This is a genomic window from Intestinibacter sp. (assembly GCF_022780145.1).
Classification (GTDB): Bacteria; Bacillota; Clostridia; order Peptostreptococcales; family Peptostreptococcaceae; genus Intestinibacter.
Genome location: NZ_JALEXO010000160.1, coordinates 1 through 5,967 on the forward strand (window position 1 = coordinate 1; position 5,967 = coordinate 5,967).

Here is a 5,967-nt window from a genome sequence, read left to right on the forward strand (position 1 = left end):
CCACAATCTATATACGTTTTCTCCGTCTTTATATCCAAATGCTGAGCATATATCTACATATCTGCCGCACATAAAGCTAAAAGATAGCGATAAATTATCAAATAATTGATTTATTATATTTGTTTTAAATGTTTTTTTATCTTTTCTTCTTATTCTACCGCTGTGGGTTATTATATGCGCGTCCCTGTCTTTTAATTTTTCATCTAGCTCCTTAGTAAAATCAAACCTTTTATCTATTATAACTTCAAAATCACCTGCACTAAATTCGATTCTTCCAGCAAATAGCTTGTCGTTATATCTTATGAGTTTCCCAAAATATTTATCAAAATTTACAACATCAAAATCGACATAATCGACCTCGTAATTTTTAGATCTTATATGGCCGTGATTTATATATCCTTCTATACTCGAATCACTTATAGAGCTTATCGTAACAGAAGCGGGCTTATACTGGTAAATTTCAATTTCCGCTGAATCGTAATCAAGTGTAATATCCACATCGCAATCCTTAACAGACAATATTCTTCCCCTAAATACTATCGTTCCTTCTGTGGCCATTTTATATACAACCTTACCGCTACATTTGTACTTTTTATCAAGTAAATATATACAAAATCTACCTTCATAAATTGGAATATTTTCATCTATATCAAATTGAAGAAACTTTGAAAATATAGCATTATCAATTAATTTCATATTTATTCACCTTTTCTATATATTTTATATTCTCTATCGATTTTGAATTATATTATATCATATTTATATATGTATTAATTCATTAAATGAAAAAATCTCTCCCCGTAATAGAGAAAGATTTTTCGACAAAATTTAATTTTTTACACTTATTTTAAAGCTTCTTTTACTGCACCGTAAGCAAAATCTACTATTTCTTTGCATCCAACTCTGTCTTTTTTAAGAGATTTACAATCTGTAGCTCCATAAGTTTCTTTAACTTTTTCCATTACTTTTTTAGTGTAAGATTTTGCTACATTTTCTTCTCCTACTTTATCTCTACCTTTTGCAAAGCTAGCACATATACATGCTCCATTTACAGCTCCACATAAGTTTCCAACAGCACATCCGCCACCTAAACCGCTTGCTACTCTTATTGGTATATCAGTGCCAAATTCATCGTTGTATGCTTGTATTACTGATTCAGCACAATTTAATCCTTCCATAAAATAATCTGATGCTAATTTTTTTTCACTCATCTTTTTATCCTCCAATTTTTCTATATACTACTTATATTTTAACAAACTTTTGCAAAAAAAAACATTGCTTCTTAAAATAAATTAGTAGAAACAATGTATTAATAGGTTTATTTTTATTTGGTTAAATATGGTTAACTAATTCAGTGTAAAATACATTTAGATTATAATCTTTCTGCAACATATTTTACTAAATCTACAGTTCTTGTTGAGTAACCCCATTCATTGTCGTACCAAGATACAACCTTGAACATTTTATCTCCAATCGCCATAGTTGATAATGCATCTATTATAGAAGATCTAGAATCTCCTCTAAAATCAATTGATACAAGTGGTTTATCACAGTATCCTAATATTCCTTTTAATTCGCCGTCTGCAGCTTCTTTTAATGCAGCGTTTACTTCTTCTATTGTAGCACTTTTCTTAAGTGTACAAACTAAATCTACTAGAGAAACAGTTGGAGTAGGAACTCTTACTGAAAATCCGTTTAATTTACCTTCTAATTGAGGTAAAACCTTAGCTACGGCTTTTGCAGCTCCTGTTGTTGTTGGTATCATAGATTCAGCTGCTGCTCTTGCTCTTCTTAAATCCTTGTGAGTTTTATCTAATAATTGTTGATCGTTTGTATATGCATGTATAGTAGTCATTAAACCTTCTTCTATACCGAATTTTTCGTCTAGTACTTTTGCAAATGGTGCTAAGCAGTTAGTTGTGCAAGAAGCATTTGAAATTATATTGTGTTTTTCGCTGTCGTATTTTTCTTCGTTAACACCCATTACTATTGTAACATCTTCGTCTTTACCAGGTGCAGTTATTATAACCTTTTTAGCTCCAGCAGCTATATGTTTAGAAGCGCTTTCCTTGTCTCTAAATTTACCTGTAGATTCAATTACTATATCTACTCCTAATTCACCCCATGGTATTTCAGCTGGATCTGAATATCTAAGAATTTTTACTTCTTTAGAATCTATTAACATAGTTTCTTCGTCTTTAACTTCTACTTCACCTTTGTATATTCCATAGCAAGAATCATATGTAAACAAATGTGCTAATGTTTCTGCATTTGCTCTAGCATTTATAGCAACTATTTGTATATCATCGTTTAATCTTTCTTGTGCTATTCTAAGCACGTTTCTTCCTATTCTACCAAAACCATTTATTCCTACTTTTATCAAGTTTATATCCCCCATTTCATAAGTTATCTTTACACCACTTATTGTATATCATATATATTATATATGCAATACTTTTTTATATTTTTTTCGAAAAATAGTGTTTAATATATTGTTAAATTTTAAATTAATGCTGTTTTAAACATAAAAAAATGCCATTTTTTTAGATATAATCTATTATATGGCATTTTAATAATGTATTATTTTTTTGTGATATACTAATTAATAATTAATATATATTTTATAATATTAATTGTCCTCTAATCTAACTCTTGCAGCATTTGCATGGGCATGTAAGCCTTCGTCTTTAGCTAATTCAACTGCAACTGGAGCTAGAGATTTTATGGCTTCTTTATTTAATACTTGATGTGTACAAGTTTTTATAAATGTACCTACCCAAACTCCACCTGTATATCTAGATGCTTTTAATGTAGGTAGTGTATGATTTGTTCCTGATACATAATCTCCAAATACTTCTGCTGAATATCCACCTATAAATAGTGATCCGTAGTTTACAAGTTCGTCTATTATTTCGTCGTTGTTTTTGATATTTATTTCTAAGTGTTCTGGAGCATATTCATTTGATAATTTTACTGCTTCTTTTAAGTTATCTACTAAAATTATTTCACCGTTGTTGTCCCATGATGGCTTAGCTATATTTTTAGTAGGTAGTACTTCTAGCATTTTTTCTACCTTTTTTTGTACTTCTTTTGCAAATTCTCTATTAGTTGTTAAAAGTATTCCTCTTGCGTTTAAATCGTGTTCACATTGTGCAAGCACATCTGCTGCTATATATGTAGAATTTGCTGTTTCGTCAGCTATTATAAGCACTTCACTTGGTCCTGCGACAAAATCTATACCTACAGTACCATAGCATTGTCTTTTTGCTTCTGTTACGTATTTGTTTCCTGGTCCTACAATTATATCTACTGGTTTTATGCTTTCTGTTCCATATGTAAATGCAGCTATTGCTTGTACCCCACCAGTTGCGTAGATTTCATCTGCACCTGCTATATCCATAGCTACTAATGTCTTAGGATTTATCTTTGCTACATCCTTCATAGTTGGAGAGCAAGCTACAACTCTTTTAACTCCTGCAACCTTTGCTGGTATTATAAGCATTAGAGCAGTTGAAAATAGTGGGTATCCTCCACCTGGTACGTAAGCTAAGCAAGAATTAACTGGTATATGTTTTTGGCCTAGGATAACTCCTGGATATATTTCCTTTTCGAAGTTATTGTCAAAGCTTTCTTTTTGTGCTTTTGCGAAGTTTTCTATATTTGTAGCAGCTATTTTTAAGTTTTCGATAAATTTATCGTCTACTTGTTTGTAGGCTTCTTCGATTTCTTCCTTTGAAACTCTTATTACCTCTCTATTGTTGTTGTCGAATTTCAAATTGTATTTTTTTAAAGCTTCATCTTTATTTATTTTTATATCTTCTATTATAGAAGATACTTGTTCTTTTACGATTTTTTCAGTTTCAACATTTTTAAATGTTGAGCTTTTTATCACTTCCATATTTCTCCTCCTCTTTTCAATATTTTATCTATATTTAATTATAATCCATATATTTGGATTTAGATACAAATTTTTACAGGAATACGTTTCTAAGTTTTTATAAAGAAAAAGGGAGTGCCATTTTATAAGACATTCCCTTTTTCAAACAACAACTTATTTTTAAATCTACTTTTAGCAAAGTATCCTTACAGGCTCAATTTTAATATTTTACTCATATCTTCACAGTAATTATTATCTTGTATAACTTTTAGACTATCGTTTATAGCGCATTCAGAAGAAGCATCTACCATAACAGCTAATTCATCATCTTGAGCTATCACTTCAGAATCTATTAAATTTTCCTTTAATACAGATATTATCTTTTCCTTTTGTTGAGGTTTTTTGAATCTAAGTAGAGCTTTACATTCACTTGATACTAGCTTATCTACAGATATTTTTTCTTGCATAAATGCATCCACGTTATTTATACGTTTATCGTATATATCTAATACGTCTGCGTATACTGCACTTCCTGTAGCGTCTTTTCCTGCTCCTTTACCTACAAATGATACATCTCCTAAGAAATCTCCATTTGCAACTATTATATTAAACTCATTGTCTATTTTAGACATTATGTTGTCGTTATCTATTAAAACTGGTCTTACAAATCCATTGACTTTTCCATCTTTTAATTTACTTTGTCCGACTAATTTTATTTTGCATCCAAGTTTTTTTGCATATTCTATGTCTTTATGTTCGATTTTATCTATCCCTTCTAGATAAAAATCCTTCCAGTAGATTCTCTTGTTATATGATAATGTAGATAATATTGATAATTTTCTACCTGCATCATATCCCATTACATCTGCTTCTGGATTAGCTTCAGCAAATCCTAATTCTTGAGCTTGTTTTAAAGCTTGTTCATAAGATAAGTCTTCATCGTACATTTTTGATAAAATAAAGTTAGTAGTTCCATTTAATATGGCAGATATTGAATTTATTTCATTTCCTTCTAATGATTCTATAAGTGGTTTTATAACTGGTATACCACCTCCAACTGAAGCTTCAAATTTTATACATACTCCGTTTTCTTTAGCTAATTTAACTAATTCTGCCCCGAATTCAGCTAGCATATCTTTATTTGCAGTTACTATGTTTATTTTATTTTCTATTGCTTTTTTTAAATATTCATAAGCTGGATGTAAGCCCCCTAGTAATTCCACCATTACATCTATATCCTTGGCAAATATATCGTCTATATTTGAAGTTAAAACATCTGCATGCTTTTTATGTGAGTATTTATCTACATCTCTGACTAATATACCTTCTATAGTTATATCTCTTTTATCCTTATTACTATCAATTATATCTACTAATCCGCTCGCAACTGTTCCATATCCTAATATTCCTATTTTCATTTTTGTTTTTACCTCCTACTAGCAATTTTTATATATTTATCATTTATTTTTTATAATAAAAAAGACTCCTCTCCTCAAAAGGGACGAGTCTATCGCGGTTCCACCCTATTTAGTTATTTTTAAAATAACTCACTCAAAGTTTTAACGCGACTAACGGTAAGTCTTACTGCTACATTTACATATCTTCAGACTACAGCTCCTAGGTAGTTTTCAAACCCTCTAATTTAGAAAATCTTCCAGCTATAAATTTTCCTCTCTGTAAACCGAATTAGATTTACTCTTCCTATTCATTGCCTTTTAAAAATATAATTTTATTTTTTGAATAAAAAAACTCGTCCCTTGTAATAAAAAGGACGAGATATTATCCCGCGGTTCCACCTAATTTGATAAAAATCCACTCAATGTCTTAACGCGACTAACGGTGAGTCTTACTGCTACATTTACATATCTTCAGACCACAGCTCCTAGGTAGTTTTCAATCCCTCTAATTTAGAAAATCTTCCAGCTTATAAATTTTCCTCTCTGTAAACCGAATTAGATTTACTCTTCCTATTCATTGCCTTTTTTTAATTAGATTTAATAATTATATAATATGATATAATTATCAAATTGTCAACTTTCTTTTATATTTTTTTGTATTTTTATTTTATTTCTTTTTTTATAAAGGAGTCT

General features: G+C 30.0%; 5 protein-coding genes and 2 other annotated features. All 5 genes read right to left on the reverse strand.

Annotation, left to right across the window (positions count from 1 at the left end):
• The coding region (locus tag MR593_RS06225) for a hypothetical protein (RefSeq protein ID WP_290690923.1) at nucleotides 1–696 on the reverse strand (696 nt) is incomplete at its 3' end.
• Nucleotides 697–842: 146 nt separating this feature from the next.
• A complete protein-coding gene (locus MR593_RS06230; protein ID WP_290690926.1) occupies nucleotides 843–1,211 on the reverse strand; it encodes a C-GCAxxG-C-C family (seleno)protein in 369 nt (122 codons plus the stop codon).
• 161 nt (nucleotides 1,212–1,372) lie between these two features.
• The gene (gap, locus tag MR593_RS06235; protein WP_290690929.1) at nucleotides 1,373–2,398 is read right to left on the reverse strand and encodes a type I glyceraldehyde-3-phosphate dehydrogenase; all 1,026 of its coding nucleotides are present in this window, start codon (nucleotides 2,396–2,398) and stop codon (nucleotides 1,373–1,375) included.
• A gap of 231 nt (nucleotides 2,399–2,629) precedes the next feature.
• Nucleotides 2,630–3,898 carry a histidinol dehydrogenase gene (hisD, locus tag MR593_RS06240; RefSeq protein WP_290690931.1) on the reverse strand — a complete coding sequence of 423 codons (1,269 nt, stop codon included), beginning with the start codon at nucleotides 3,896–3,898 and terminating at the stop codon, nucleotides 2,630–2,632.
• Between the two features lie 185 nt (nucleotides 3,899–4,083).
• Entirely contained in the window at nucleotides 4,084–5,295 is a 1,212-nt protein-coding gene (locus MR593_RS06245; RefSeq protein ID WP_290690933.1) for a homoserine dehydrogenase, read from the reverse strand.
• A 76-nt stretch (nucleotides 5,296–5,371) separates the two neighbouring features.
• Nucleotides 5,372–5,595, reverse strand: a binding site (T-box leader).
• Nucleotides 5,596–5,641: 46 nt separating this feature from the next.
• Nucleotides 5,642–5,861 (reverse strand) — a binding site (T-box leader).
• Between the last annotated feature and the right edge of the window lie 106 nt (nucleotides 5,862–5,967).

Bases quoted from the DNA above. Each gene is read 5' to 3' on its own strand.
- hisD (WP_290690931.1), bottom strand. From the start codon at position 3,898: ATGGAAGTGATAAAAAGCTCAACATTTAAAAATGTTGAAACTGAAAAA.
- MR593_RS06230 (WP_290690926.1), bottom strand. From the start codon at position 1,211: ATGAGTGAAAAAAAATTAGCATCAGATTATTTTATGGAAGGATTAAAT.
- gap (WP_290690929.1), bottom strand. From the start codon at position 2,398: ATGGGGGATATAAACTTGATAAAAGTAGGAATAAATGGTTTTGGTAGA.
- MR593_RS06245 (WP_290690933.1), bottom strand. From the start codon at position 5,295: ATGAAAATAGGAATATTAGGATATGGAACAGTTGCGAGCGGATTAGTA.